25 protein-coding genes are annotated in these 25,876 nt (G+C 53.4%); 7 read left to right on the forward strand and 18 right to left on the reverse strand.

What is annotated here, in order from left to right:
* Positions 1 to 114 precede the first annotated feature (114 nt).
* A complete protein-coding gene (locus JK231_RS02490) occupies positions 115 to 663 on the forward strand; it encodes a YbhB/YbcL family Raf kinase inhibitor-like protein (RefSeq protein ID WP_249221607.1) in 549 nt (182 codons plus the stop codon).
* Between the two features lie 36 nt (positions 664 to 699).
* Here JK231_RS02490 and JK231_RS02495 read toward each other — a convergent pair whose 3' ends face one another.
* Both JK231_RS02495 and JK231_RS02500 read right to left on the reverse strand, forming a co-directional pair.
* The gene (locus JK231_RS02495) at positions 700 to 2,130 is read right to left on the reverse strand and encodes a cytosine permease (protein WP_058960550.1); all 1,431 of its coding nucleotides are present in this window, start codon (positions 2,128 to 2,130) and stop codon (positions 700 to 702) included.
* 209 nt (positions 2,131 to 2,339) lie between these two features.
* On the reverse strand, positions 2,340 to 2,615 hold the full coding sequence (locus JK231_RS02500) for a VF530 family protein (RefSeq protein WP_211727915.1): 276 nt from the start codon (positions 2,613 to 2,615) through the stop codon (positions 2,340 to 2,342).
* Between the two features lie 109 nt (positions 2,616 to 2,724).
* Between JK231_RS02500 and JK231_RS02505 the strand changes: the two genes are divergently transcribed.
* The gene (locus JK231_RS02505; RefSeq protein ID WP_034823530.1) at positions 2,725 to 3,033 is read left to right on the forward strand and encodes a hypothetical protein; all 309 of its coding nucleotides are present in this window, start codon (positions 2,725 to 2,727) and stop codon (positions 3,031 to 3,033) included.
* A gap of 3 nt (positions 3,034 to 3,036) precedes the next feature.
* Here the strand turns inward: JK231_RS02505 and JK231_RS02510 are convergent, their stop codons facing one another.
* From JK231_RS02510 to JK231_RS02550, 9 genes are all read right to left on the reverse strand, one after another.
* Positions 3,037 to 3,696, reverse strand: coding sequence for a DUF1345 domain-containing protein (locus JK231_RS02510; protein ID WP_097117142.1), 660 nt, complete (start codon positions 3,694 to 3,696; stop codon positions 3,037 to 3,039).
* Between the two features lie 774 nt (positions 3,697 to 4,470).
* Entirely contained in the window at positions 4,471 to 4,626 is a 156-nt protein-coding gene (locus JK231_RS02515) for a DUF3950 domain-containing protein (protein ID WP_211727916.1), read from the reverse strand.
* Positions 4,627 to 4,735: 109 nt separating this feature from the next.
* Positions 4,736 to 6,382 carry a thiol reductant ABC exporter subunit CydC gene (cydC, locus tag JK231_RS02520; RefSeq protein ID WP_211727917.1) on the reverse strand — a complete coding sequence of 549 codons (1,647 nt, stop codon included), beginning with the start codon at positions 6,380 to 6,382 and terminating at the stop codon, positions 4,736 to 4,738.
* Complete coding sequence (gene cydD / locus JK231_RS02525; RefSeq protein WP_249221590.1) at positions 6,379 to 8,139, reverse strand: thiol reductant ABC exporter subunit CydD; 1,761 nt, start codon at positions 8,137 to 8,139, stop codon at positions 6,379 to 6,381. Before cydD ends, cydC begins: the two co-directional genes overlap by 4 nt.
* Before the next feature lie 6 nt (positions 8,140 to 8,145).
* Positions 8,146 to 9,195, reverse strand: a complete 1,050-nt coding sequence (locus tag JK231_RS02530; protein ID WP_034823522.1) for a cytochrome d ubiquinol oxidase subunit II — start codon at positions 9,193 to 9,195, stop codon at positions 8,146 to 8,148.
* Positions 9,196 to 9,210: 15 nt separating this feature from the next.
* Positions 9,211 to 10,653: a cytochrome ubiquinol oxidase subunit I gene (locus JK231_RS02535; protein ID WP_211727918.1), complete on the reverse strand. Its 1,443-nt coding sequence runs from the start codon at positions 10,651 to 10,653 to the stop codon at positions 9,211 to 9,213.
* 973 nt (positions 10,654 to 11,626) lie between these two features.
* Positions 11,627 to 12,697, reverse strand: a complete 1,071-nt coding sequence (locus JK231_RS02540) for a 4-oxalomesaconate tautomerase (RefSeq protein ID WP_211727919.1) — start codon at positions 12,695 to 12,697, stop codon at positions 11,627 to 11,629.
* Positions 12,694 to 13,416 (reverse strand): 4-carboxy-4-hydroxy-2-oxoadipate aldolase/oxaloacetate decarboxylase, encoded by a 723-nt coding sequence (locus tag JK231_RS02545; RefSeq protein WP_211727920.1) that lies wholly within the window; start codon positions 13,414 to 13,416, stop codon positions 12,694 to 12,696. Before JK231_RS02545 ends, JK231_RS02540 begins: the two co-directional genes overlap by 4 nt.
* A complete protein-coding gene (locus JK231_RS02550; protein WP_211727921.1) occupies positions 13,413 to 14,150 on the reverse strand; it encodes a PIG-L deacetylase family protein in 738 nt (245 codons plus the stop codon). Before JK231_RS02550 ends, JK231_RS02545 begins: the two co-directional genes overlap by 4 nt.
* A 129-nt stretch (positions 14,151 to 14,279) precedes the next feature.
* Here JK231_RS02550 and JK231_RS02555 point away from each other — a divergent pair, with 129 nt between their 5' ends.
* From JK231_RS02555 to JK231_RS02570, 4 genes are all read left to right on the forward strand, one after another.
* Positions 14,280 to 15,509 carry a LysR family transcriptional regulator gene (locus JK231_RS02555; protein WP_211727922.1) on the forward strand — a complete coding sequence of 410 codons (1,230 nt, stop codon included), beginning with the start codon at positions 14,280 to 14,282 and terminating at the stop codon, positions 15,507 to 15,509.
* Positions 15,510 to 15,745: 236 nt separating this feature from the next.
* Positions 15,746 to 16,957 (forward strand): aromatic acid/H+ symport family MFS transporter, encoded by a 1,212-nt coding sequence (locus JK231_RS02560; protein WP_211727923.1) that lies wholly within the window; start codon positions 15,746 to 15,748, stop codon positions 16,955 to 16,957.
* A 10-nt stretch (positions 16,958 to 16,967) separates the two neighbouring features.
* On the forward strand, positions 16,968 to 17,948 hold the full coding sequence (locus JK231_RS02565) for a VOC family protein (RefSeq protein ID WP_182057821.1): 981 nt from the start codon (positions 16,968 to 16,970) through the stop codon (positions 17,946 to 17,948).
* 136 nt (positions 17,949 to 18,084) lie between these two features.
* Complete coding sequence (locus JK231_RS02570; protein WP_211727924.1) at positions 18,085 to 19,455, forward strand: amidohydrolase; 1,371 nt, start codon at positions 18,085 to 18,087, stop codon at positions 19,453 to 19,455.
* Between the two features lie 79 nt (positions 19,456 to 19,534).
* On the opposite strand, the gene JK231_RS02575 is transcribed toward JK231_RS02570, so the two are convergent.
* Complete coding sequence (locus JK231_RS02575; protein ID WP_034823502.1) at positions 19,535 to 19,744, reverse strand: glycine zipper 2TM domain-containing protein; 210 nt, start codon at positions 19,742 to 19,744, stop codon at positions 19,535 to 19,537.
* 318 nt (positions 19,745 to 20,062) lie between these two features.
* Between JK231_RS02575 and JK231_RS02580 the strand changes: the two genes are divergently transcribed.
* Complete coding sequence (locus JK231_RS02580) at positions 20,063 to 20,263, forward strand: hypothetical protein (RefSeq protein ID WP_211727925.1); 201 nt, start codon at positions 20,063 to 20,065, stop codon at positions 20,261 to 20,263.
* Positions 20,264 to 20,278: 15 nt separating this feature from the next.
* Here the strand turns inward: JK231_RS02580 and JK231_RS02585 are convergent, their stop codons facing one another.
* The 6 genes from JK231_RS02585 to JK231_RS02610 form a co-directional block, all read right to left on the reverse strand.
* Entirely contained in the window at positions 20,279 to 20,869 is a 591-nt protein-coding gene (locus JK231_RS02585; protein ID WP_097117131.1) for a TetR/AcrR family transcriptional regulator, read from the reverse strand.
* A 78-nt stretch (positions 20,870 to 20,947) separates the two neighbouring features.
* Complete coding sequence (locus tag JK231_RS02590; RefSeq protein WP_211727926.1) at positions 20,948 to 21,499, reverse strand: cytochrome b/b6 domain-containing protein; 552 nt, start codon at positions 21,497 to 21,499, stop codon at positions 20,948 to 20,950.
* Positions 21,499 to 22,542 carry a catalase family peroxidase gene (locus tag JK231_RS02595; RefSeq protein ID WP_211727927.1) on the reverse strand — a complete coding sequence of 348 codons (1,044 nt, stop codon included), beginning with the start codon at positions 22,540 to 22,542 and terminating at the stop codon, positions 21,499 to 21,501. The genes JK231_RS02590 and JK231_RS02595 overlap by 1 nt, the downstream gene beginning before the upstream one ends.
* Positions 22,543 to 22,762: 220 nt before the next feature.
* Positions 22,763 to 23,629, reverse strand: a complete 867-nt coding sequence (locus JK231_RS02600) for a DeoR/GlpR family DNA-binding transcription regulator (protein WP_211727928.1) — start codon at positions 23,627 to 23,629, stop codon at positions 22,763 to 22,765.
* Between the two features lie 164 nt (positions 23,630 to 23,793).
* Positions 23,794 to 24,741: a D-ribose ABC transporter substrate-binding protein gene (locus JK231_RS02605; protein ID WP_034823484.1), complete on the reverse strand. Its 948-nt coding sequence runs from the start codon at positions 24,739 to 24,741 to the stop codon at positions 23,794 to 23,796.
* A gap of 69 nt (positions 24,742 to 24,810) precedes the next feature.
* Positions 24,811 to 25,866, reverse strand: a complete 1,056-nt coding sequence (locus JK231_RS02610; RefSeq protein ID WP_211727929.1) for an ABC transporter permease — start codon at positions 25,864 to 25,866, stop codon at positions 24,811 to 24,813.
* Positions 25,867 to 25,876 lie beyond the last annotated feature (10 nt).

Here is a 25,876-nt window from a genome sequence, read left to right on the forward strand (position 1 = left end):
GATGCTCCTGGGGTTTCAAAGAGGACTTTCAGCAGTGTAGCCTGCAGCATGATTGTGAGCAGGTTATATACTTGATGTTTTGGCTGATTTTTTCATCAACAGGAGTGAGAAATGATGATGTTCAAACGCGCACTATTATTGGCGTTGCTTCCGGGAACCGTGCTGGCTGCCCCGATATTTACGCTGCAATCATCGGATTTTAACGACAGTGCCATGCTGGATAAAACCTTTGCAGGCAACAACAAAAGTAACCCGTCATGCACCGGCGACAATGTATCTCCCGCTCTAAGCTGGTCAAATGCACCGGCCGGCACCCGTAGCTTTGCGCTGATGCTGACCGATCCCGTAGGAGGAAAAGGCTTAGGCGTGACACATATGGTGGCCTATAACATCGCGGCGGATCGCACGCAGTTTGCGCAGGGCGAATTAAGTAAAGGCGAAGGATACACTGGAGGTAAGAATTCGCCGGGCACCACAAATTATTACGGTCCATGCCCACCAGTGGGAAGTGGCATACATCATTATAACTTCGTGATGGTGGCAACAGATTTGCCGGTAAATCAATTACCTGGCGGACTGACACATGATGAGTTGATCGCCAAATTGAAAGGCCATACCTTGGGGGCTGCCACCATTGTGGGACGGTTTACCAACGATAAGTAAGTCATACGGCCGCCTGAACTGGCGGCCGTGACAACGTCACTCTACAGGATAGATAGACTCTGCCAACGCGCCCCGACGATCCAGTCGGCGTGCGGCTAACCACAGCAATGCGGTGACAAACCAGCCAATAATCCACGACACATCATTGCCTGCAAATATCCAGGTCAATGAGCCATGGTGCAGCGGATTATCAATAAACGGCAGTTGCACCATCACACCCAGGAAATAGACCACAATCCCTGCCCAGTTCCAGCGCCCATAACGACCATCAGGCTGTGAAAGTGCCGGAATATCCACGCGCCCTTTGGTGATGAGATAAAAATCGGTAAGGCTGATTGCGCTCCACGGAACAAAGAAGGCCAGCAGGAACAACAGGAAATGGGTAAACGACTTAAGGAAGGCCGGTTCACTGATCAGGGCGATGATGCAGGCGATCGTGACCATCAACACCACAAACAGAACCCGACCGCCACGGCTGAGGGACGTTTGCTGCCGGAAGCCTGACACGATGGTGGTGAGTGACATAAAGCTGCCGTAAGCATTCAGGGTAGTGAAGGTAATCTTGCCAAAACAGATAGCAAAGTAGATCACCATTGCCATGGTCGCGCTACTGCCCAGACCCACGATATATCCCACTTCATTACCGGAAAACGCTTTTCCGGCAATCGCCGCCACAATCACGCCCAACGTCATTGAGGCTTGGGTGCCTAAAACGGTGCCGAAAAACACCGAACTGAACAGCTTTTTCGCCGAGACGTTAGCCGGCAGGTAGCGTGAGTAATCAGACACATACGGGCAAAAGGCTATCTGCCAGGAGGATGAGAGTGAAACGGCCAGCAGGAAGTTGGCAATCGTGAAGTGCTGATTTTGCCACACGGCCGACAAATCATGCGTGGAAAGCAGGGTGATGAACAGATAAGCGAAGGCCAGCACACCGATCACACTCGCCACTTTACCCAGCTTGTGAATCACCCGATAACCGAGCACCGCAATCACCACAATGATGGCGCTGAACAGGATCATACCCGTCGCGTTGCTCACATTAATCAGCTTTGCCAGTGCCTGACCGGCCAGCACGGTGCCACTTGCCGAAAATCCAACATACATAATGCATACCAGCAGCAGCGGGATCACCGCACCAAACACGCCAAACTGCATGCGACTGGTGATCATCTGCGGTAAGCCAAGACGTGGGCCCTGAATGGCATGCAACGACATAATGGCGGCACCAATAATCTGGCCCACCAACAGACCCACAAGCGACCACACCACATCGCCGCCCAACACCACGGCGAGCGCTCCGGTGACAATGGCGGTGATCTGCAGGTTACCGCCAAACCAGAGAGTGAACTGGCTGAAAGGGTGGCCATGGCGTTCGCGGAGCGGAATGTAATCGATGGAGCGGGTTTCAGACAGGCGCTGGTTTTCTCTGCCTGAATAATCGGCTGCAGGTGATTCGGCTGACATAGTTTCCTCGCTGAAACAATGAACGCGGTGCGTTATGTTATTTTTGTTTATCAGTTGTGTTTGCAATAGGCGATACATGTATATACATGTATCGATATTGTCACGCGAGAAAAGAAGTTACAAGGCAGCCTGTCATTGGAAAATGTGATGACGCTGGCAAGGTTGTCATCAAAAGGAAAGGGTGAAGAGAGGGTAAGCCGCTGTGATTATTAGTGGCCCTGGGTCCAGGGATTAAAATTGCTGTCAGCTGAATCTTGTTTGTCGGGTTCATCCAGAGAATCCAGGTACAGCGCTTCCACTTCAGCACGCGCCCATGGAGTACGACGCAGGAATTTGAGGCTGGATTTTACGCTGGGATCGTTTTTAAAGCAGTTGATATTGATGAGTTTACTGAGTTCAACCCAGCCATAACGCGCCACTAACGCATTAACAATCATTTCCAGCGTCACGCCGTGCATGGGATCTTTAGAAGAGTGAGGGGTCATATTACGTCCTAATTTGCAGGCGGATGATTGGCGGGCAAGATTACAAGAAAGCCGTGCCGGCAGCAATGGTGTAGACTTGAGCTTAGCCATTTACTGAGGAAATAACGCGATGAGCGATAAGAAAATGATTTCAATCGACCAGTTCAATGAAGCTGAGCGAAGTGAAGTGGATGAAATCTTCAAAGGGTTAATGGAAAAACATCGCCAGCGCAGTGGTAAAGAGCCTGATGCGAAAAAAGAGAAAGAATATACCGCAGATGCGCGTCAGCAAGTCATGACCAGCAAGCTAGCCAAAGAAAAAGCCAAAGCGGACAAAGCAAAGAAAACACCTGCGCGCCGCAAGAAACCTGAAGCGCAATCTGCCAGCGAAGTCAGTGACTTCAACTGGTCTGCCTCAATTAATAAAGGGCGTCGTTAAGCGTTAACTCAGCAATCCGGCGCCCACATTCACCGACAATCCCAGAATGGCCAGATTGAAAATAAATGAGATCACCGATTGCAGCAGCGCCAGTTTGCGCATTTCGGTGGTGCCCGTTGCCACATCAGCGGTCTGTGATGCAACCGCGATGGTGAATGAGAAATAGAGAAAATCCCAGTATGCCGGTTCGTCCGGTTTTTCCGGGAATATCATGGGCGTGACATTTTGACTGCGATGCAAATAGTGTTGATGCGCATAATGCATGCCAAACGAACTTGGCAGTAATGCCCATGAGACAATCAATGTCATGGCCGTCAGCAGCAGATGTAACACGCGTGGCGTGCCGGTGAGATGTTTGAGCGCCGGCAGTTCGCTCATGATTGCCACGATGCTGATCATGCAGGCCACAATGACCATACCCAAAACTAACGCAGCGCTCTGATCTTGCATCTGAGCGATACGTTTGATCTCGCCAGCATCGGTACGCAGCATGCGAAACCAGATAAACCACAGATAAAGCCACGCTAGCACATTCCAGCCAATCAGCACGCGCTGCAGTTCTCCCAGTTTTGCAGGCAGTAAGAAATAGCAGACGACCCCTGCAACAATCGATATCAACAGACGTAGTCGCGCGAACAGATGTGTGGTGAGCGAAAAGGGCATGATGTTTTTTTTTGCTGGGGTTTGAATAAGTTAACTGTAGTTGATGGCAGGAAAAACGCCTGAGATAGCGGTTAAGAATCATATCGGGATTTGAATGATTGTCGGTTTAGGACACTGGCTGAACGCTGCATTCTCTGACGTCGCTACGTGAATTCTGAGATTTTATGTGAGGGATTATTGCCAAAGATTGGCGTAGCGACGCCTTAATTTGGCGGCATTTTAAACGATTAATGAAGGGGGTATTGATAACTTAGCCACGCCTATCAGGATGAGAGTGAAGATAACTCTACATTGAAGACCACATACAGGGTGCCTTCATGTGGACTTGTCTCATACGAGCGAGCAGTTTTCATGAGTTAAGCGGCATGCCCCATGTTGAGCCATTTACGATATGAACGGCTGAGCAGAGTGGAGGGGTCGATGACAAGTCAGGAACGGAAGTCGTTTACTTCAGCATGGGGCGCTGGCCATTCACAGCAATGCAATCAAATATCATTAGGAAATAGCCCAGTGCAGTCTGGCGTGCGCAATTCGATATCTTATTTAACATAATATACATTACCCGTACTTTTATTATCTGGCTAAGTTAAAGTGACCTCCTGGGAAATGCGTGCGTTTTGCTGAGCTGGATGTGCTCTGTAGCGTTCCACTAATGCGACGGTTTCTGGCATCGGCCACAGGCCTGAAATGAGAATTTGAAGAGTCAAATCAGATGAGGTTTCCCGTCCGCAACACGTCAGCGATGATGACCTGCCACCAACGGGAAATGATGAATTACTTCTTTCCGTTGCCAGCTTCCCGCGCTTTCAGACGACAGGCTGAGAAGTTTTGAATGTTTTCGCTCTTCATACTCTCTTCGATTTGATCAATCAGCAGATGTGGGAAACGAATATGTTTTCGTCGGGTTTTGGAGTTTGTCATTTTATCCATGGTGATCCCTGTCAGTTGTCTCACAAGTTTATTTTTGTATTGATTAAGCATCTGCTCAGATTGCCCCTAAGCAGATGTAAATAAAACAAAAAACAGATCCCTGCTCTTGTTATTGTTTATCGAGCAGTAACCGACTGTCCGCGAGGGAAAGTGGCTGGATCTGATGGGTCACCAGCAGCGTGGTTTTACCCTTAATGAGTTCTTTCAAGCAGTTAAGTACTAATTCGGTATTTACTGCGTCTAGCCCTTCAGTGGGCTCGTCCAGCAACACGATCGGCGCATGGGAAAGAAACGCGCGAGCAATCCCAATCCTGCGGGCCTGACCACCAGACAGACGCCCTCCTAACTCTCCCACCAGGGTGTCGAGCCCCAGCGGAAATGCGCGGACTTCGTCGTCTAAAGCGGCGCGCGCCAGTGCATCCCATAAAGCCTCGTCATCCGCATCCGGTGCAACCAGGCGCAGGTTGTCTCGAATCGATGCGTTGAAGAGATAGGTTTTCTGGCCAACCACCGAGATCATCTGACGCAGTGTATCTTCAGAAAGCGCCCTGACCGGACGACCGCCGATAGACACATCCCCTGCTGTCGTTTCCCAGAATCCTTGCACCAGATTCAGTACGGTGGTTTTTCCTGCTCCGCTGGGACCTAAAATCGCCAGACAATGGCCGACCGGCACGGTAAAGCTCAGCTTATCCAGTACATTAGGCGCATCAGGCGTGTAACGCATTGTCACGGCCGCAAATGACAATTCGCTGCTCTCCGGCATCGGGCTGGTTTCAGGCAGGACAATCGCCGGTGTTAGCTCCGTCATGGAGAACAGACGGCGTGCCGCTGCGCGCGTAGTGCCAAGGGCGGCAAAGGCAGCGGGCAACCCAGCCACCGCTTCAGTACTCGCCAGTATGGTGAACAGCAACATCACGATTTCACTGGCAGAAATGCCGGTTGCATGGTCAGTATTAAATAACAGGATAAAGGCGAAAAATAACCCGAGCTGTCCCATTAAGGCGCAGATCGCCCCGCCGCTGGCGCTGATCCAGGCTTGCCGACGCTGTGCGCTGATCAGTTGCTGAGAAAGCTGGCGCAGATGATCGGTTTGATGACTAACGGCTCCGACCATCTGTAACTCTGCTAATCCACGCACCAAATCGGTGGATGCGGCCTGAACGGATGAGCGCACGGTAGCGATCTGGTTGCCACAGGCTTGCGTCAGTGAGGCCACAATCCACGGCACGACCACGCCCGCAAGTATCAGCACCACCGCATCAATCAAGGCCACTGAAGGTGAGAACCAGCAAATTCCTGCCAAAATGATGAGCGACGAGATCAGCCCTGCAATGGCCGGCGTCAGAATACGCAGATAGAAATTGTCGAGGCTATCTATATCAGCGCGAAAACGCGCCAGCACATCCCCATCGCGAAAATCCTGCAGTCGCGCAGGCGCAAGATGGGCTAACTGCTGATAGAACCAGACACGTAAAACCGACAACAAGCGCAAAGTTGCATCGTGCGTCACCAATCTTTCCAGATAACGCGCGAAGGTACGCAATACCGCGAGCCCACGAATCGCTGCAGCCGGAGTGAAAAACTCCAGTGCCAGTGAGCCCACGCCAGCCAGCGCCATGGACGTAATAAACCAGCCTGACAAGGCAAGCAGTGCCACGTTGGAGAGAATCACAATCACAGAGAGCAATATTCCCACCGCCATGCGGAAACGCCACGGACGCGCCAGGCGCAAGAGATGGCAAAGATCCTTCATGCGAGGTCTCCTGTTTGCAGACGCTCGAGTTCAGCGAAGACGCCAGCCTGATCGCGCAATGCCTGCGGCGTCCCTGCTTCAACCACACGCCCTTTCTCCAGCACGATAACGCGGTCGGCCGTGGCGGCAATCTCCGTATCGTGGGTGATGATCAAGCGTGCGCTATCCGGTAATGCATTACCCAAGGCGGCAATCATCTGCTGTGCCGTCTGGCGATCCAGCGCGACCGTAGGTTCATCAAGTATCACCACCGGTGGCGAAATCAATACGGCGCGGGCCATTGCAATACGCTGAATCTGCCCACCGGACAGCCCTTTTCCACCATCACCCAGGCGGTAATCATATTGCGCCGGCAACGAATGGATAAAAGTGTCAGCCTGAGCCAGCTGTGCCGCTGCTTCAACCTCTGCCTGGCTGATACCCGAACGCGACAACAGAATATTTTCCGCAATCGAACCGGCAAACATAGTGGGTCGCTGCGGGAGCCAACCAATCTGTTGCTGCCATGCAGGAAGATCTAATGAAGAAAGATCCTTGCCATCAATGACGATGCGTCCTGAGTTCGGCGCGATAAAGCCCAGTAGCATTCGCGATAAGGTGGTTTTACCGGCACCGCTGGTGCCGACGATCGCCAGTGTTTCCCCGCTGCGTAAAGTAAAGGAAACATCGGTAACGCCGCCGCCCTCTTCATACTGATAGCTCACGCCTTCGACGTTGATTTCACGAGGTTTCGCCGGGAGCGCGTCATTACCCTGTGACGATTCCGGCGCTTCAGCATTGAGGATCGCCAGTAGACCTTCCGTCGCGCCAATTGCATCCATTCGGGCATGATAGTGCGTGCCCAAATCGCGCAGCGGACGGAAAAATTCCGGTGCCAGCAACAAGGCAAACAGCCCCGGCAGGAAGCCCATTTCGCCATAGAACAGACGGAATCCAACATACACCGCTACCATCGCGGTGCTGATGGTGGCAAAAAATTCCAGCACCAATGATGAAAGGAATGCCAGCCGCAACACCTTCATGGTGGTCTGACGATAGCTGTCCGAGATCGCTGCGATGATGTTCGCTTGTCGGCGTGCAGCATGGGTCTGGCGTAACGTTGTCAGGCCAGCAATCACATCAAAGAAGTGCGCACTCATCAGGCTGAGTTTGTGCCACTGCTTGAGGCTCATTTTCTCCGCGCCCTTTCCTACCACGATCATGAACAACGGCACCAGCGGCGCGGTGATCAGCATGATCAAGCCGGAGACCCAGTCAAAAGGAAAAAGCGCCACCAGAATGGCTAGCGGCACAATGCCGATGATGATTCTTTGCGGGAGAAAACCGGAAAAATAGGCTTCGATAGCTTCGACGCCTTCGCCAAGGGAGCTGGCGATACTGCCCGTACGTTGATGCTGGCTCCAGGCGGGACCCAGTGTGGCGATGCGGTCTAACAACATCCCGCGCAATCCCTGACGGATACGTGCTGAGGCTTCAAACGCAAAACCCTGGCGCAGGATATCGATACCCGCGCGCAGCAACATCACAACCGGCAGCAATAAGAGATAAGGCAATAGCGCGGTGAAGGTTTTACCACCGAGGACGGCGTTGCTGATTAGCCAGGCTAACAGCCAACACTGTGCAATCATCAGTATGGCATTGAGCGCCGCCATACTGATCGACAGTGAAAATAAACCGCCTGCCTGGCGGCGCAGGCTCGAAAGCCAACGCTCCGCCAGGCGGGCTGCCATTCCACTTGGAGGGGAACTAGCAGACATGATGTCTTAGTGTCCCCCGTGACCAACCAGCTTGGAGATACGGCCGCGGAATACCCAGATCTGATACCAGTTGTACATCAGCATTACCGGAACAAAACCGCCCATGGTCATGGTGAAGGTAATCAGCGAAACCTGAGGGCTTGCGCCCGCCCAGATGGTCCAGGTGCCTGGCACGATCCACGGGAACATGGTCAGTAACATACCGAAGCCCAGAATAAATGCCGCGCCATTGAACCACATCACCGCTGCAAAATCTTTGTCCTTCAGGGTGTCACGACGCACCTGATCAATACAGACCAGAGCGATCAAGCCAAACAGGCCCCAGATCCAGAAATGCGGACCAAACCATTTCGCACGTGCCCAGTCGAAGATCACCGCACTCCACACCCAGGTAATCACCACGGCAGCGATAGCTAACCAGAAGATCACCGCCGTCCAACGTGCTGCATCCTGACGAATCGGTTCATTTTTCTCGAAGCGAGCACGTACGAACAGCACGCCTGCCAGCGTCATTGCCACGCAGGAAGCCACGCCGGTCCAGATGGAGAACGCTGAAATAAAGTTAAATGCGCCGCCCACATAGGTTGGAACCCCTTGAGCTGGCGAATCCATCTGGAAACCTTGCAGCAACGCACCAACGCTCATCCCACCAAAGAAAGTCACCGCGAGACTGGCGACACCGAAGATGCCGTCAGAAAACTTCTGCCAGAATGGCGAGGCCAGATGACGAAACTCCAGTGCCACCGCGCGGGACATAATGCCCCACAACACCAGCGCCATTGGCACCATCAGGTAGCTAAATGCCGAACCGTACACAAACGGGAAGGTGCCGAACATAATACCACCGGCGACGATCAGCCAGGTTTCGTTGGCATCCCAGGTGCCAGCCATTGCCGACATGATCGCGCCACGTTCATCATGGTCGCGAACGAAGAGCGAGAAGATCCCCGCCCCCAGGTCGGCGCCATCCAGCGCGATATATAAAAGAACGCTGATACCAAATGCTAACCACCAGGCGATGATCAGGAAGTGCTGAGTCGAATTAAGCATGTCCATGGATTTAATCTCCCATCAAACCGGACGGATATATTCAGGATGGTCAGCATGACCACTGGCAGGCATTTCAAGGTGACCCAAATGCTCATGCCCCTCGCCCGGGATTTTGCTGGTCAAATCAGGACCCATACGCACCACTTTAGCGAGGAACCAGATGGTGCCCGCCACCACAGCGGTTTCAAAGATAGCGAAGCCCACCAGCCAGAAGATCGCCAGACCCAGGGTCATTGGACTCATACCGTCTTCGGTGCGCATCAGGCCATACACGATCCACGGCTGACGGCCAATTTCGCGCGTCCACCAGCCCGCAATCACTGCGATATAAGGCAGGATCACCATAATAACGGCCAGCGCCAGGAACAGCTTATTGCGCGGAGCCAGCTCAGCGGTCATGCGACGACGTGCAATCAGCCAGACGCCCCAGAGGCTAACCAGCAGCATGGCACCCGCAGCACCTGACATGGCGCGGAAAGCGTAGAACGGCAACACCACAGGCGGTTGCTGATCTTTCGGGAAGCTGTTCAGGCCCGTTACCGTACCGTTCCAGGTTTTGGTTTCAATCAGGCTTAAACCGTGCGGAATATCGATTGACCATGCGAGGCCGGTGCCTTCTTTGTTTGGCCAACCGAGGATGTGCCAGGCACTGTTGACGTTACCCGCAGAATCATAAGTATCGTAGTGCCCTTCCATTGCTGCCAGCGCCGCCGGTTTATGTTCCAGCGTGGCTTCACCCAGCACGTCACCCATATAGATCTGAACGGCGGCGACCACGGCCAGCGCCATCAGTGAATACTTCAGGGGTTTCAGGAACAGATCAACATGACGCTGTTTCAGCACATACCAGGCGCAGGTCGCCACCACGAAGCAGAGCGAGAGCTCGAAGCTTGCCAGCAGCATGTGCGGGAAAGCACTGCGCGCATTAGGATTTAACAGCGCGGCCAGCCAGTCAGTTACGATGAAAATACCGTTATGCAGTTCAACACCGGTTGGCGTTTGCATCCAGGAGTTAGCCACCAGGATCCACATCGCAGAAAGCGTAGAAGAGAGCGCCACGTTAAAGGTCGCAAACAGGTGCATCCCTTTGCTGATCTTGCCCCAGCCAAAAATCATCAGTCCGATAAAGCCGGCTTCGTACATAAAGGCGGTGATGGTCTCATAGCCGAGCACCTGACCAAAGAACGGCCCGGCAGCCTGCGAGAAGCGACCATAAAGAATACCGAAGGCCATTTCCATGGTGACACCGGTTGCCACGCCAGCACCGAAGTTAACGATAAACAACTTTTCAAAGAAGCGACACAGGCGATACCACTGCTCATCTTGCTTCCTGACCCACATCAGTTCAGAGATGAACAACAGTGCAGCCAGTCCAATGGTTAGCGGGGGAAAAATGATGTGAATGGATGAAATTAGCGCGAAGTCAATACGCGTGATCAGCGATGTAAGATCGTTACTTAGCATGACTATCTTCTTTTTTTGAGTGACCGAATGAGTTAACGGCAATCCAGCGCCGTTTCACATGTTATGAAGTGAGATGAAGCAAGCTCGTGCATAACAAGTTGAAATCGGTGCCGCACTGTCGTCTTTCTCTTAACCACGAGCAACAACCACAGTTTATTTTCCAGACAGGTGACGTCTGGGAAATAGGATATTCACTTCGGCGTTCGTTCCGGAGAAAGAACGGGGAAAATAAATCACGATTGTTAACGAAATGTCTGTCGATAACACTTGCAGGCGTAGGTATCGACACGGCTCGTAATAAGAATTTTTCTGTAAATTATTCTATATTTTCGTTTACACAAAGGCATCCAAATTAAAGGGGTAACTTGTAACAAAAAGAAAAAATTCGCTGTATAAATGAATGATTTTCATGTGAATTAAATGTAATGAGAGCGTTAATTTATGAGGAATTTTTGATTTTAATCAACCTAATTCAAGGTTTTAGCGTGGTTTTGAGCGTTAATTATGATGCACTGAAGAGTGAAAGAATCGGCGTGCAGCCCGTAATGATGCGATTATCTTATTATTTAGCAGGGTTACAATTACCGTAGACATAAGCTCAACATCAATAATACGTAATTTTAACAAGCATTGAGTTATTGTATTTTAATAACAGCCGGAATGATTTAATTTAACAAACCAAAAACAATTATCACTTTCAGAACACTTAATTCCTGCGCCATTAAATCTTTAAAAACCTCGCTATTAAATATACTGACTCGTAACATTAAAGACACACCGTGCGCACACTTGTCACATTAATAATGAATCAGGCGACATTTATTTAAGGAAAATAAGGAGTCTGGCCAGGCAGTGTGAGTAGGAGCACGCAGTCACGCGTGGAAACGAAGATTTTGCAGAGCGAATGAAGAATGCCGACAACCCATAAGGTTGTCAGCACAGGAGAACGTCAGCGTGCAGGGTAATTCGTGTTTTAGTGTGAGCCTGGAATGGCGACCCGCCCGTCGAATAACAAACGTGCCGTACGTATCAGGCCGCTTTGCGTCACCTTCCCTGCCTCATCACGGGTCAGCATCACGCTAAACTCGCCGCTGGGATGCTCTACCGCCAGACGCTGCTGCCTGGCATCGGTAATCTGCGCGATGCCCTGCGTCACGGAACCGGGGATCAGGCAGGCTGTAGCCACACTCACCGCGCCCAGTACGCCTATAGAGGCGTGACAGCGATGGGGAATAAATGTTCGCGTGGATAGCGCACCGCCATTAGCGGGCGGCGCGATCAGGGTCATTTTCGGCACGGTTCGTTTCGTCACATCCCCGAGATTCATCAACAGACCCGCTTGTAAGCGGATGGACTCCAGACGCGCTTTTAACTCAGCGTTACTCTCCAGCTGTTCACGGGTTTCCTGTCCAGTGCATCCCACATCCTCAGCACGCAGGATCACCACGGGCATACCGTTATCGATGCAGGTCACCTCAATCCCGTCAAACCGATTAAGCGCCTCTCCGGTCGGTAACAGCGATCCGCAGCTGGAGCCTGCAATATCCTCGAATTGCAAAATTTGCTCTGCGCCAAAACCGGGCACACCGTCTATCTGGGTATCGCCCTGATATTCCGCCGTGCCATCGGGCGTGGCAAATTGCGCCACTGCGATTTGCCCGGTGTTGACCATAAAGATGCGCACGCGCGTGATGTCGCCCTGTGCCCTTATCAGGCCCTTCTCAATGGCAAAAGGCGCCACGGCGGCGAGGATATTGCCGCAGTTCTGTCCATAATCGACTACTGCTTGATGCACGTTAACCTGTGCAAACAGGTAATCGATATCCGCATCAGGCCGAGTGGAGGGAGAAATTATCGCCACTTTACTGGTCAGCGGATCAGCCCCACCGATGCCATCAATTTGACGGGGATCGGGTGAACCCATGACGGCCAGCAACACGCGATCTCGTTGCGGCGCCGCTTCTGGCAGATCGCTGGCCAGGAAACAGGCGGCTTTGGAGGTGCCGCCTCGCATTAAGACACAGGGTATCAGCGTCTGTTTCATAGCGAACTCTTTTGCAGGGCATCCAGAGACTCCACGTAGCGCAATCCCTTCTCCGCTAACGCGCCACGCATCTGATAAATATCCAGCCCGAATTCCCCCGCAGCCAGTCTTACTCGTTTACTCTCCTCATTGGCGACCCGCTGTTGGGTTGCCTCGGCAACGATGTTCGCATCCGCTCGCGGCACAATCACCACGCCGTCGTCATCGGCGACCACAATGTCGCCGGGATAAACCAGCTGACCGGCACAGAGAATTGGCACATTCACCGACCCCAGCGTGGCTTTAACGGTTCCCTGAGCAAACACCGCACGCGACCAGACCGGGAAACCCATCTCACGCAGGGTCTGGCTGTCACGGATACCGATATCGCCCACCAGCGCCACCACGCCGCGCGCTTTCAGCGAAGTGGCCAACAGATCACCGAAGAAGCCGTCATGGCAATCCGAGGTCGGCGACACTAACAGCACATCGCCCGGCTGACACTGTTCGACTGCAACATGAAACATCCAGTTATCGCCGGGAGAAACCAGCACCGTGACCGCGCTACCGGCTACCGAGACACCTTGCTGAATGGGTCTTATCCGCACATCAAGCAGACCTTGCCGCTGTTGCGCTTCGTGGACAGTCGCCACTCCGGCACGGGCAAATTGTGCAATCAGAGCCGAATCGGTCCGTTCAATCTGCTTAACAACGATGCCTTTCTGATTGACCGCAATCATGAGAGATCCTCCGTCACCCGTGGGAACAGACTCTGATAGCCTTCGCCGTGGGTGATGACGCGCGTGGATGCAATCCCCGTATTACGTTTGGCCTGTACGCCGCGCTGGAGCGCCACGCGCGTGTAGTATTCCCACAGGTGTTCCTGACCGGCCATGCACTGAATCGCCTGATATTTCTTTTCCCAAACCGAGGTGATATCCAGCAGCACATCCGGTTTCCACAGGCATTGTTCAGGCTGATGCGGTTCAAAACAGTAAACCGGCGGTGCACCGATAATTGGTTCTCCCGGGCGATACCCCTCTGCCTGTGCAATGATGCGTGCTTCCTGGGTGAGATTCGCCGCCAGGGGATGATCGTAGTTGTAAGGATCGGCAATCGAGTGCGTCAGCACAAAGTGAGGCTGTACGCGGCGAAACACATCGGCGAGGCGAAACAGCGTTTCCTTATCCGCGCGAAGGGGATAATCGCCGAGATCGAAGAACTCAATGCTGGCACCTAACACATCCGCGGCCCGTTCGGCCTCGGCCTGACGATGCTGCTTGACGGTCTGCTCGGTCATATTGCCTTTGCGCCACAGTTTTGCCGACTCACCGCGCTCCCCGTAAGAGAGGCAGACGACGTGCACGTCATAGCCGCTCGCACTGTGCAACGCGATGGCCCCGCCTGCGCGCCAGACAAAGTCAGCGGAATGGGCACTGACCACCAAGGCACTCTTTTTCACTGCGTTTTCCATTATGTTCCCCTGCTATTACGTTTTTTTCATCCTGACACGCACCACCGTGACCGAATAATGCCTTTCATTGTGCGAGCTATGATTTTTATTTATGTTGTGATCATTATCAGAGGTTCAGGGGCAGAGGGCATGCAGGAACAGGAAGACACTAATCACATTAAAATCATGCAGCTAAGGTCACTTTGTATGATTGCAGAACGGGGAACCGTCTCGGAGGCTGCGGAAGATTTATTTCGCACGCAATCGGCGGTGACGCGATCGATACGTGATCTGGAACACACTCTCACCACGCCTTTGTTTGAACGTCATGCCAGCGGGATGCTGCTCACCGAGAATGGTAAATGTGTACTGCCCCGCGCACAGCGCGCCCTCCAGGAACTCAAACAGATACCTGCACTTCTCGCTCGATTTAAACTGCGCGAGTCCATGCGGGATGACGCCGAACCGATTTGGTTATTCAACGTCAGGCGCCTGCAGATATTTTTAAGGCTGTTTCATTTGCAGCATACGCAAAGCGTGGCCAGTTCGCTGAGCATCAGCCAGCCCGCCGTCAGTGCCGCGCTAAAGGTGCTGGAGAAAGGGGCCAACATCGTGCTGTTCCAGCGCTCGCCGCGAGGTATGCAGCCGACAGCTGCCGCGCGTGAAATGGCGCCACACATTAGCCGCGCCCTGAATGAAATTCGCCATATCCCGGAAGATCTTGCCGCCCAGCAAGGTGTTCTGCAGGGCACCGTTCATATTGGCGCACTACCTTTGTGCCGCAGTGTGTTATTGCCCCGCGCGATCACCCGCCTGGTGACGGCACATCCGGCGATCAAAGTCGTGACCAACGAAAGTGCCTTTAGCACGCTGATTACCGAACTCCGTGCAGGTGACGTTGATCTGATTGTCGGGGCTTTGCGTCATGACAGCAACGTTACTGATATCGATAATCGGCGGCTGTTCAGCGAAGAACTTGTGCTGCTCGCCAGGCCACAACATCCGTTAGCCGGTCGAACGTTAAGCGCTGCCGATCTCGCCGACACACAGTGGATTTTGCCGCGAGAAAACAGTCCGGCCCGCCATCTGCTAGAACACGCCTTTGCGACGCTGGATATTCCGGTACCCAAACCGGTGGTTGAGAGCGGTGACCTCGCCATCGTGCGCGGCTTATTAATGGACTCCGATATGGTGGCGGCAGTGTCATGGCACCAGCTGGAGTACGAATTGAAGTCAGGTGTGCTCCAACCTCTGTCCTTCACCCTACCCGATACGCGTCGTGATATCGGCATCACGTTGCGCGCGGGTGCGCTGCATTCCCCGGCTACATTGGCGCTGATTGAGTGCATCAGCGCCGAAGCTCATCCAACAGCGACCTAAACGAAATTCATACAAAGATTGCACGCCGTTTACGTATAGGGCTTTTCTACCGGGCACCACAAACCCGTACTGACACCGTGGATTATGACAACTCGCTCACAATATAAACGTAACTCATACCGCTAAAAGCCTTTTTTGACAGACAGCCTGCCACACGGTGCTTACCGTGGAGCTGGATGAGTTAATCATGACTTGTCATTCAATAGACTTTGCGTGCCCGAAGAGAGAGCGAACGTATGAATACAAATAAGCTGGTCGACATCAAAGCCTGGATTGATTCGCGACCCATTTCCGCCTTTCAGTGGAGCGTGTTATTCCTCTGCCTGATCATCATTATGTTCGACGGTTACGATGCTGCCGTGATGGGATTTATTGCGCCTGCGCTGATTGAGCAGTGGCATATCTCTCGCGCCGCGATGGGGCCGATCCTTGGCGCGGCGATGTTTGGCGTGGCGATTGGCGCATTGATCGCGGGTCCCTTATCCGATCGATTTGGCCGTAAAAAAATCATCCTGCTGGCAGTACTGATCTTCTCCGCTTTCAGTCTGATTTGCGCTTTCGCCACCACGCCGCTGCAAATGGCGATGATGCGATTCATTGCCGGGCTCGGGCTGGGCGCGGTCATGCCCAACTGCGTCACGCTGCTGGCAGAATATATGCCTGAGCGTCGTAAGGGCGTGATGATTACCCTGATGTTCAGCGGCTTTAATATCGGATCCGGTCTGGGGGGCTTTATCGCGGCCGCGTTGCTGGCGCACTATCACTGGAATGCGGTGTTGATTTTCGGCGGTGCACTGCCGCTGCTTATGTTGCCCTTATTAGGTTATCTGCTGCCCGAATCCGCGTTAAATTTGGTGGTGCGCCGGGCACCTCGCGCGCAGATTGCTGCTCTGCTTAACGGCTGGCTGCCGACCATTATGCGCTCGGGCGGTATTTCCCTCGAACAAGCGGCGATTCTGGCGGGGTTATTCCAGCTTGGTGGTCCGCTGGGCGGTATTCTGGTCGGTGCATTGATGGATAAATGCAACGCCAGAGTAGTGATTGGCGTGGTCTATCTGCTGGGTTGGCTCTGCTTGTTAGCACAAGGCATCTTCACGTTTTCCGGGGTGGCGCTGGGCGTATTCATTTTCATTATCGGCATGTGTATTAATGGCGCACAGAATGGTCTACAGGTGTATTCCCCTGCTTATTATCCTACCGAAATGCGCGCCACCGGCGTGAGCTGGATGCACGGCATAGGCCGTACCGGTGCGATTCTCAGTTCTTCGATTGGCGGCTTGCTGATGGGTGCGTTCCCGGCGCAGTCGGCGATTTTCTTTATTCTCGCGCTACCCGCGTTACTGGCTGCGATCAGCATTGTGCTTCATCGCAATGTTTCTCTGTCTCTGAAAATAAAGGGCGCAGCACTGGATGACCTTCCGGCGCTGTCACAAACCCTCAATAAATAGGAATGGCATCATGACATCTCAACTTTCTGAACCCTGCTTCGATATTGCGCATCTGGCTCACGTGGAGCTTTACACCGACAAGTTTGAAGAGAGCCTCAACTTCTTTGTCAATGTTTATGGCTTGACGGTCACCGCGCAAGACAACGATCACGCCTGGCTGCGCGCCTGGGATGATTATGAGTTTCACAGCCTGAAGCTTACGCGTCATCACACGACTGGCGTGGGGCACATTGCCTATCGCGCCGCTTCACAGGCTGCGCTGGAACGGCGTGTTGCGGCGATTGAAGCCAGCCCCTATGAAGTGCTTGGTTGGGTCAACGACGATCAGGGTCACGGACAGGCATTTCGCTTTACCGATCCTTTTGGCCACATTTTTGAGATCTATTACGACACGGTCCGTTATCAGGCACCCGATGACCAACGCCCGTCGCTGAAAAACCTGTCTCAGCGTTACCATGCGCGTGGCGCCTGTCCGCGTCGTCTGGATCACCTCAATCTGTTGGCTGCAGATGTCAGTGAATTCAAGCGCTTTATGGAAACCTGCTTAGGCTCCCGCGTCACAGAGATGATTCAGCTGGATAATGGGCGGATTGGTGGCTGCTGGTTCACCGTCAATAATAAAACCTATGATTTGGCCTGTACTGAAGAGCACGGTGGCGGCAACGGACGTTTGCACCATGTGACCTACGCCACCGATACGCGAGAAGACATACTGCGCGCGGCCGACATCTTCCTGGAAAATGGCGTGCATATTGAAACCGGCCCACACAAGCATGCCATCCAGGGCACGTTTTTCCTGTATGTCTGGGAACCGGCGGGGAATCGCGTCGAGCTGGCCAATTCCGGGGCCCGACTGATACTCGCGCCAGACTGGCAGACGGTGGTCTGGACGGAAAGCGAACGCAAGAAAGGCCAGGCGTGGGGCCTGAAAACCATTGAGACGTTCCATACTCATGGCACACCGCCGATGCCCAAACCGCAAAATCATTAACCCTTCTACAGAACATCGGATAGCGATGCTGTCCGATGCGTCATTACTTTTCTCCATAGTTATCAGTGGAAAAAATCACAGCACAGCGCTTATCGCTCCTCTAGGGTGAATCTCCCCTACAAGGAGAACATAATCGATGAGCCTCATGACTTCCGGCAACCGCCGGGACTTTCTTTCCGCTGGCATCAAACTCACGGCGGCAGGTACGCTGCTCGGTGCCGGATTAAGTAGCCGTTCCGCTGCGGCCGCTGCCTGTCCCCCTGAAAACCTGATGCAGATTGACGTTAGCCACTATCTGCTGCGCAATGTGCGGCTGGAAGAAGCCTTTGTACGTCATCACGACGTGATCACCGCGACACGCACCGGGTTGTACGATATTGAAGTCAACGGCGAGAATATTGCGGGTATACACTCAGCGGGTTTCAGCAGCACTCTTCCCACCTGGGACGCGGCGGGTCATATTTTGCTGCCTGCAACGCGCGATATGCACATCCATCTCGATAAAACCTTCTATGGTGATGGCTGGCGCGCCCCGCTGCCGCGTAAAAGCGTGATTGATATGATTCATCAGGAAGAGCAGATTCTTCCTGAGATCGTGCCGACCTCCGAAATGCGTGCCGAGAAGCTGATTGGCCTGCTGCAATCGAAAGGCAGCACCGAAGCGCGCAGCCACTGCAATATCGACCCGATTAGCAAACTGGACGGGTTGGCGCACTTGCAACAGGCGATTGCTAACCACCGTCAGGACTTTACCGTGAAGATTGTCGCCTTCCCGCAGCATGGACTGTTGCGGTCCAGGGGCGAAGGCATGATGCGTGAAGCGATGAAAATGGGCGCCAATTTTGTCGGCGGCCTGGATCCGACCAACGTTGATGGTGCGATGGAGAAATCGCTGGATACGATGTTCAGCATCGCACTCGATTTTGCTGCGCCGGTGGATATCCACCTGCACGAAACCGAGCCGCACGGCGTCGCCGCGATACGCTATATGCTGAAAACGGTGCGTGAGAATCCGCAGCTAAAAGGCAAAGTCACCATCAGCCATGCGTTTGCGCTGGGCACGTTATCGGGGAATGAACTGGATGCGATGATCGAGGAACTCAAAGCGCAGCAGTTCAGCATCGCCACCACCGTGCCGATTGGGCGCGTGATCATGCCATTGCCGCAACTGCGTGCGGCGGGCGTACCGGTATGGTCCGGCACCGATACCATTGCCGACCACTGGCAACCTTTTGGCAGCGGCAGCATGCTGGAAAAAGCCAACGTCTATGCGCAGTTGTATCGTGGCCCGGATGAGTTCTCATTGAGTCGCGCCTTGGGTATCGCCACCCATGAAGTGCTGCCGCTGAATGACCAGGGTGAACAACAGTGGCCGAAGGCGCAGGATAGCGCAACGATGATGTTAGTGGCGGCGAGTTGTTCTGCTGAAGCGGTGGCGCATGTTGCACCCGTGATAGCAACCTTCCATAACGGCAAACAGGTATTTGGCCAGTTAAAGAAAATTTAATCGGGGAATAAAACGAAGGTATAAAAGTTATTATTTCGTCGCGCATTGAGTGCGCGACGAAATAGATCAGCAGGATGAATCAACGACTCACTTCATGACCAATCAAGCCACCGATGGCTGCACCACCCAGCGTACCAAAGGTACTGCCGCCGGTTAATACCGCGCCACCCACAGCACCAACACCCGCACCAATTGCCGTATTACGACCACGATGGGACATACCACAGGCGGTAACTGATAAACAGACTAAAGCGACAATGGCGATACTGCAGCTGCGTTTTAAAAGCATCGAAATCCTCATTACCATTAAAAAATGGAATGCAATTGTTTTTAATTTGATTGTTGTTAAGACACCAAATCGTTGGCGACTTGCACTGCTCGTCGGCGCTAATTTAAGAGGATTTGTGAAACGACGAAAGGTAAAAATTCCTATTTTCAGGCGGTACTGGCGAAGCGGTGAGAAAGCGCGCGAAACGCCCCTACCCGGCCTCTCACGGAGGTTTAAACCTGCTGTGCTTTACTGCAAATTCCTCCCTTGACTGCCAGCCTACCAACTAGTAGATTAATATTTATTCGGCTGACCTTAGCAACGATTTCAGGGGGCATTGTGAGTGTGATTCATTTTCCTAACCAATATCCTGACAGCCGTCCTTCAGATTGTGAATCAACGCAAGCGGATAAACAGAAGGTTCGCGAATTTGCGTTGAACATTGCTGCGCAATTACGCAACGATCCTGAATTAAATAAGCAGGCACCTTATCTGGTGGATAAAGTGATTCTGTTGTTGATGAAAGAGTCGCGAAGATAAATGGCCGCAAAGCCATTAAACGGAAATAACCAGACTGTTAAGCACCGGTTTAATCATGGGTAAGAACAGTTCGGGGTTATTAAACGCGCGCGCGGCAATCATCGCACCATGCACCGTCGCCATCAGCGATTTGGCCTCCATTTCCGCCCCTTCACGCAGAATAAACACCCCGCGCTTTTCCCCCTTCTGCAGCACACCGGCCAGCCACGCGGACAGATCGGCGAAATGTCCGGTGACTTGAGCCGCCACCTCTTCCGGTAAGGTCGGCAGCTCCACTGCCAGCATCACGCAAATACAGAACGGTGAGCTGTTTTCCTTAATGCAGGTTGCCCAGAAGTTCACATATCCGTTCAGCTCAGCCAGCGGATCATCACTGAAATGCTCACTGGTCGCGGCCATGCCGGCTCGCGCCTCCTCACGATAATCATTGACCACCGCCAGCACCAGATCGGCTTTGCCCGGAAAATGATGATGAATGCTGGCTTTACGGATTTGTACGCGTTCTGCCAAATCGGCATAGCTGAAACTTTTATAACCACCAGCTGTGAGCAGCGCTCGGGTGTGGTTAATGATTTCAGTGGCTTTAGGCGAACGTTCAACGGTCATGCAGGGCTCCGGCAGCAAAGATGAAATGGCTGCAAATCAGTAAATTGGCACTGAACCTACTGACCTGCAGCGGTGATGTCAAGGCGCTTCAGGACGCTTACGGCGACCGGTCATACTTCTGAAGACGCCATCACGCAGAATCAGCGCATGGAACAACGCGGCGGCAAGATGCAGCATCACCGTAACGAACAAGGCTAAAGCCACCCAACTATGCAGCGGACGCAACCAGGCATACAGATCATTACTGATTGGCGTGATGGGGGGCAGCACCAGACTGCCTCCCAGACTGATCGGATAGCCTGCCGCCGACAGCATCGCCCAGCCGATAAGAGGTTGCGCAAGCATCATTGCGTACAACGCCCAATGCGAAAGGTGTGCCAGCGCTTTTTGCCCGTTTGATAACGTCTCCGGCAAGGCCGGTTTGGCGGTGGTAAAACGTAGCCACAATCGCACCACCACCAGCAGCAATATCATTAAGCCCAACGGCTTATGGATCGCCACGAGCAAGCTGTGCAGTGACGAGACGGTGGCGACCATGGCCACGCCGATAAACAGCATGGTCATAATAGCGGCAGCCATCAGCCAGTGAATCGCGCGCAACGCCGGATGGAAAGTCTCTGTGTGTTTCATCAGTGTGCTCCTGCCTGTTCACGGGTACGGGCGTTGTAGGATTTGGCATAAGCCGATGAACGTGCATTGAGGATCGGATCATCCGAGGCGGTGATGCCCTCGGGCAGAATCAGCGGATCGTAATTGATATCGTTACAGGCGCCCTGCTGCTGCAGCGTGGTTTGGTTGATAGTCAGGGTTCCTGCATTGATGGTCTGCCGGTCCGCTGGCCAGGCAATCGAAGCATCGCTGCTTTTATCCTGCGCGTCTGCGACAGTGATGATCAGGTCCCACTGCAGCGGCCCTTTGGCAAGACGCTGTTGCAGATCGTTCTGCAGGAAGTCGCTGTCATTCTTATCGGCGGCATTGATGGGCTGATACTCGCTGTGCGGCACCATACTCCAGCGCACCACATGGCTCTTGCCGGCCGAATCAATAAAGTTGAAGGCGTTAAGGCTATTGTAGCGATCGCTGGCCCAGCTAGAGGAAGGAACATACTGCTGCGCCCAGCCGAAGAACGGTTTGATTTCGGGATGTTTTTCTACAAAGGCCTGAATCTTGGCGGGATCGGGCTTGCCTGTTTTGGCATCCGGCAGCGTGGCGATTTGCAGATCGTAAAACCCTTCCACGCTCTTCACCGGAAACATCGGCATGGCATTCATCCCGGTGCGCCACTGCTGACCATCTTTTTGGTAAAACGCTAACGCCATGCTGCGCACCGGCACGGCATAATCCGGGGCGTTTGGATTGCCACCGGCAATAGCAAAGCGCCCGATCACCGGGGTTTCGCCCGGTGCAAACAGCCCGGCACGCGACAGCACGCTGGCATTGCCGTTAGCGACAAAGCTGCCGTTGATGCAGACGCCTTTGGCATGATTGCGTCGGTAGCCGGGATGCTCCCCGCCTGATTTTTGTAGCACGGTAATGAGCTTATCGGAGGTCAACTTATCCGGTGTTAACCAGCCGCCAACCCAGAGAAATAACGCGATGACTATCAATGGTACCACTGCAATAGCGGCCAGACGGGTGAGTGTCTGGCCGGTCGTCAGAGAAGGCTTGTTCATAGATTCGCTCAACATGGCATAAATTAAGACAAGGCAGTTACCCGAGCTGAATGATTAGCGCGTGGCAATTAATTGCACCGTCTTCGTTCACGGCGGTAGAGTAATCAATCTACTAGTAGGTAGATTGCATTGTCAAACGCATTTGAACAGGCCGATGCACCACTGCCGCGGCCGACAGTGAGTGCCTCAGGTTATCTGAAAGAATAAGTTTACAGGTGAATCAGGATTCTTCGCGCGATCCAGCGTGGGTCTTCATCGGTGCAACCACGACATTCACTCCCAGATCCTGCAGACGACGCAGAATCGGCACCGGCGTACCCTGGTTGACAATCACCACATCGAACTCGCTGAGATGGGCAAAACGATGCAGCGCCCGGCGTTCAAATTTGGTGTTATCCATCATCAAAATACGTTTCTGTGCAGCATCAAACATCGCTCGTTTGGTTTCGACGGTTTCCGCTGACTGATGAAAGACCGTGTCATCAATGATCGCTGACATACTGACGAAGAACACATCGGCGCGCAGACTGGCAATTTCTTCTCGCGTCATGCGGCCCATAAACGCATTGCACCAATGATAAAACTGACCGCCTAATCCCATCAGCGTGATATCGCGCCCGTTGCGCAACTCATTCATCAGCGTCAGTGAGTTGGTGATCACCGTTAACGGGGCGCGCGCGTGTAACAAGCGCGCCATCTGCAATACCGTGGTGGAATCATCGAGGAAGATCGCCTGTCCTGGCTCCAGGTAAGTGGCCGCCACCTCAGCGATGGCTTGCTTCTCTTCCAGTTGACGCGTCGCGCGGTAGATATCGCTGGACTCGACCAGGCTGGTTGGTGTGGCGGAGACCACCCCACGCGATTTATGCAGCAATCCGCGTTCGACCATCTCATCAATATCACGGTGCGCGGTCATCAGACTGATGCCGAAACGGTCGGTAATATCTTCAATGCGAATAGCGCCTTCTGCCATCACGGCTTCCGCGATCAACTGGCGTCGCGCCAACTGCCGCGCCTGACGACTGTCGCTGGGTAAGGGTTCGGCCATGAAGACGTTGAGAGAAGAGTCCTGCGGGTTGTGCGCCATATTTCGTCCAGAAAGTGATGCAGAAATGCGGGTTCCAGGTGATTACAACGCGGAAACGCGCCTTTTGCAAATGGTGTGGTGTTTGGACTCACGAGAAGGGTTACAGCGACGCACCGGAGTGCGTCCGCTGAGCAGTATGCGGCCCGAAAGCCGCACGTCATGCATTACTGCTTTAACACAAACGGTGATACGAAATTGCCCGCGTTCTCTTTGGTGATCAAAATGCAGTCAAACAACTGTTTTTCCGATGCTGCGCCGGTTTTACCGGTTTTCAGGAAGCTGTCAGCCTGCTCTACCGCTTTCTGCGCGAATTGCGCCACGGGCTGCATCACGGTATACGCCAGCGTACCGGCTTTTACGGCATCAACGGCATCCGGCGAGCCATCAAAACCACCGACTTTGATTTGGTTCAGCTTGCCGGCTTCTTTCAGTGCGGCAATCGCCCCCAGCGCCATTTCATCGTTGCCGCTGATCACGCCTTTGATGTTTGGATTAGCCTGCAGCAGTGACTGCATCTTGTTGAAGCCCTGGGTACGGTCCCAGTTGGCGACTTCCTGACCCACTTTCTTCAGCGTCGGGTACTGTGACAACACGGTATCAAAACCATTGGCACGCGTTGCCGCGTTGTTATCGGATGGCGGGCCCACTAATTCAACATAGTTGGCGGTATCGCCTACCTGTTTCACCCACTCCATCGCGCCCACCGCCGCGCCCTGCGCATTGTTAGAAACCAACTGCGCTTTGGCCAATCCGCTCTGATTCAGCTCAGCGTTAATGATAAACACCGGGATATTCGCCGCGATGGCTTTTTTCACTGAACCGACAGAACCATCGGCGTTAGCCGGATCAAGAATAATCGCCTTTGATTTGTTGGTGATCGCCGTATCAATCAGCTGGCTTTCGGTGTTGGTATCACCTTTGTGCGCGCTGACTTTTGCGCTGTAGCCAAGTTTTTCAGCGGCTTTTTGCGCGACCTGACCTTCTGTCAGCCAGTAAGGGTTGGATGGATCGTTGACGATGATGGTCATCAACCCGTTATCCGCCCAGGTCGGTGCAGCGAAGGTGGTGATCGCCATCGCTGCGGCAGCAATAAACAAACGTTTTGTGAACATAGGTGCTCCGTTATTATTTAGGGTACAGGTTTTACGGATAACCGCGCGCTGCCAGACAGCGCGCGTGAGTTAGCGACTGCGTTTGCCGTATTGCAGGGTGTTGAGCAATACCGCCAGCACAATCACGGCGCCAGTGAACACCGTCTGCCAGTAGGCAGAGACGCCGATAATCACTAAGCCATCAGAGAGAAAACCGATTACAAAAGCGCCCAGCAGCGTGCCGCGCACGTTACCGCGACCACCGGTTAAGGCCGCACCGCCAATCACCACCGCGGCAATCGCGGTCAGTTCATAAGTGGTGCCCGCCGTTGGACCGGCTGAAGTGAGCTGTGAAGAGAGCACCAGCCCCGCCATCGCGGCACAGATACCCGACAACACATAAACGCTGATTTTGATGCGTTTCACCGGCACGCCGGAGAGATCGGCGGCGCGTTCATTACCACCCGAGGCATAGAGCCAGCGGCCAAACGCCGAACGACTCAGCAGGAAACCACAGGCCAGTGCTACCACACCCAGCACCAGCACACCGACCGGGATGTTGAAGATGCGATTAAAGCCCAACCAGTCAAAGCCGGTGTTACCCAGCGCTTCAGTGCCAGAGAGTTTGTTGTAGGTCAGTCCGTTAGTGATCAGCAGGGCAATACCGCGTGCCACATACATGGTGCCGAGCGTGGCAACAAACGCCGGAACGCGGAACCAGGCGATCAACACGCCATTGGCCAATCCCACCAGCGCGCCAATCACCAGCGTCAATATCGCCACCGCCCATACGGGCAGATACAGCACGACACCTAGCGCGTCGAGGTTAATCCCCTGCATCATAAAGCCGGCCATCACGCCAGCCAGACCCAGCGTTGAACCGACGGATAAGTCGATACCGCCATTGAGGATCACCAGCAACATGCCAATGGCAGGTAAGCCAAAAATCGCCACATGCGAAGCCATGGTCAGGAAGTTGGCGCCGGTGAAGTAGTTAGGTGAGAGCAAGGAAAAGGTGATAATAATCACCAGCAACGCAATAAACGCGCGCCCTTCCAGCAGCAATCGCGCCAGATTGAGACTTTTATCGGTTTTCTTTTTACTCGCGACGGGTGGCGAATCCAGCGTGTGTGTTCTGTCTGTCATACCGTTTGCT

It is taken from the genome of Pantoea sp. JGM49, assembly GCF_018257655.1.
In the GTDB taxonomy this organism is placed as follows: domain Bacteria; phylum Pseudomonadota; class Gammaproteobacteria; order Enterobacterales; family Enterobacteriaceae; genus Pantoea; species Pantoea communis.

Coding starts and splice junctions, on each gene's coding strand:
- JK231_RS02555 (WP_211727922.1), top strand. CDS start 14,280: ATGCAGGAACAGGAAGACACTAATCACATTAAAATCATGCAGCTAAGG.
- JK231_RS02500 (WP_211727915.1), bottom strand. CDS start 2,615: ATGACCCCTCACTCTTCTAAAGATCCCATGCACGGCGTGACGCTGGAA.
- JK231_RS02490 (WP_249221607.1), top strand. CDS start 115: ATGATGTTCAAACGCGCACTATTATTGGCGTTGCTTCCGGGAACCGTG.
- cydD (WP_249221590.1), bottom strand. CDS start 8,139: ATGTCTGCTAGTTCCCCTCCAAGTGGAATGGCAGCCCGCCTGGCGGAG.
- JK231_RS02560 (WP_211727923.1), top strand. CDS start 15,746: ATGAATACAAATAAGCTGGTCGACATCAAAGCCTGGATTGATTCGCGA.
- JK231_RS02550 (WP_211727921.1), bottom strand. CDS start 14,150: ATGGAAAACGCAGTGAAAAAGAGTGCCTTGGTGGTCAGTGCCCATTCC.
- JK231_RS02585 (WP_097117131.1), bottom strand. CDS start 20,869: ATGACCGTTGAACGTTCGCCTAAAGCCACTGAAATCATTAACCACACC.
- JK231_RS02515 (WP_211727916.1), bottom strand. CDS start 4,626: ATGGATAAAATGACAAACTCCAAAACCCGACGAAAACATATTCGTTTC.
- JK231_RS02600 (WP_211727928.1), bottom strand. CDS start 23,629: ATGGCGCACAACCCGCAGGACTCTTCTCTCAACGTCTTCATGGCCGAA.
- JK231_RS02595 (WP_211727927.1), bottom strand. CDS start 22,542: ATGAACAAGCCTTCTCTGACGACCGGCCAGACACTCACCCGTCTGGCC.
- JK231_RS02610 (WP_211727929.1), bottom strand. CDS start 25,866: ATGACAGACAGAACACACACGCTGGATTCGCCACCCGTCGCGAGTAAA.
- JK231_RS02575 (WP_034823502.1), bottom strand. CDS start 19,744: ATGCTTTTAAAACGCAGCTGCAGTATCGCCATTGTCGCTTTAGTCTGT.
- JK231_RS02495 (WP_058960550.1), bottom strand. CDS start 2,130: ATGTCAGCCGAATCACCTGCAGCCGATTATTCAGGCAGAGAAAACCAG.
- JK231_RS02545 (WP_211727920.1), bottom strand. CDS start 13,416: ATGATTGCGGTCAATCAGAAAGGCATCGTTGTTAAGCAGATTGAACGG.
- JK231_RS02565 (WP_182057821.1), top strand. CDS start 16,968: ATGACATCTCAACTTTCTGAACCCTGCTTCGATATTGCGCATCTGGCT.
- JK231_RS02570 (WP_211727924.1), top strand. CDS start 18,085: ATGAGCCTCATGACTTCCGGCAACCGCCGGGACTTTCTTTCCGCTGGC.
- JK231_RS02535 (WP_211727918.1), bottom strand. CDS start 10,653: ATGCTAAGTAACGATCTTACATCGCTGATCACGCGTATTGACTTCGCG.
- JK231_RS02540 (WP_211727919.1), bottom strand. CDS start 12,697: ATGAAACAGACGCTGATACCCTGTGTCTTAATGCGAGGCGGCACCTCC.
- JK231_RS02505 (WP_034823530.1), top strand. CDS start 2,725: ATGAGCGATAAGAAAATGATTTCAATCGACCAGTTCAATGAAGCTGAG.
- JK231_RS02510 (WP_097117142.1), bottom strand. CDS start 3,696: ATGCCCTTTTCGCTCACCACACATCTGTTCGCGCGACTACGTCTGTTG.
- cydC (WP_211727917.1), bottom strand. CDS start 6,382: ATGAAGGATCTTTGCCATCTCTTGCGCCTGGCGCGTCCGTGGCGTTTC.
- JK231_RS02605 (WP_034823484.1), bottom strand. CDS start 24,741: ATGTTCACAAAACGTTTGTTTATTGCTGCCGCAGCGATGGCGATCACC.
- JK231_RS02530 (WP_034823522.1), bottom strand. CDS start 9,195: ATGGACATGCTTAATTCGACTCAGCACTTCCTGATCATCGCCTGGTGG.
- JK231_RS02590 (WP_211727926.1), bottom strand. CDS start 21,499: ATGAAACACACAGAGACTTTCCATCCGGCGTTGCGCGCGATTCACTGG.